The following is a 1,123-nucleotide window of genomic DNA, read 5'->3' as shown; positions in this document are numbered from 1 at the left end:
GTCATGAGGTTGGAGCCCGTCAATCCGCGGGTTCTCGCGTCCTGCGCTATGCCAAGGTCGGCGCGGATACGGCGCGCGGCAGAGAAGATTCAGGGAGCGTCGTCTCGTCGGAACTTTCCCGGCGCACAGCCGACGATCCGCCGAAAGGTTGTGCTGAAGGCCGCTTCGGATTCATAGCCGATGGAAAAGCCGGTCTCCCCGACACTGTCGTTCGTTCGCTTGAGCCGTTCAGCCGCGAGTACCATGCGCCAGCGGATGAGATAGTCCAGGGGCGGTTGTCCAACCGCTTCTCGGAAACGCGCTGCGAACGTGCTGCGCGACATGCCGGCGATGGCTCCCAGTTCGGCAAGCGTCCAATGGCGAGCGGGCTCGGCGTGCATGGCGCCGAGCGCTCTCGTCAGCCTCGGATCGGACAGCGCCGACAACCATCCGGCGGGTTTGTCCGTTCCGGAGGCGAGCCAGAGCCGCAAGACTTGCAAGAGCATGATCTGGGCGAGGTGCTCCGCCATCAGCATTCCACCCGGAGGTCGATCTTTCAGTTCCGCAGCCAGTTGCTCCAGCGCCCGGCGCAGAACGGCAGCTTGGTTCGAGGCGTCACGCACATGAGCGATTGCTGGCAAGGCCCCAAACAACATTCCGGCATGATCGCCGTCGAAAGAAAAACGGCCGCCGATCAAGAAAAAGTCGCCGCCGCCGTTGCAGGTCGCGATGCCGTCGAGTGCCTGATCATAGATGGTGGGAGATTCGATCGGGGGCAATGCGAGGTCCGTCGCGAAGAGGAACGGACGGCCGCGTGTGAGCAGGAAGCAGTCGCCGGCTTCGATCCGTCGCGGCTCCAGCTCCCCGTCGACCTGGACCCAACAGGCGCCGCGCATGACCGCGTTGAACTTGATGCCTTCATGCGGGGGAAAGCGAATCGCCCACTCACCGCCGGCGTCGAGGCCCGCGCTGATGGCGGTTTTCGGCTTCAGAAGCGACAGAACATCGGACAATGGGTCCAAGGTCTTGTTGGCTATTACGCCGCAAGTCTCCTCGATTTCGCTGCTCTCGTCCGGATTTACGGCATGAAGGCGCGAGTCGCCTTTTCGAGGCGGGCTTTTCGATCGAGCAAGTGGCGCTGGTC

The 1,123-nt window shown here is 63.1% G+C and carries 1 protein-coding gene; it reads right to left on the bottom strand.

Annotation, left to right across the window (positions count from 1 at the left end):
- Window positions 1-89 precede the first annotated feature (89 nt).
- Window positions 90-1,123, bottom strand: a 1,034-nt coding sequence (locus tag A1351_RS04860; protein ID WP_371441451.1) for an AraC family transcriptional regulator, incomplete at its 5' end; no start/stop codon positions are given.

The organism is Methylosinus sp. R-45379 (assembly GCF_001644125.1).
GTDB lineage: Bacteria > Pseudomonadota > Alphaproteobacteria > Rhizobiales > Beijerinckiaceae > Methylosinus.
The sequence above is the reverse complement of the archived record's forward strand: the minus strand, read 5'-3'. Positions and strand labels throughout refer to the sequence as shown.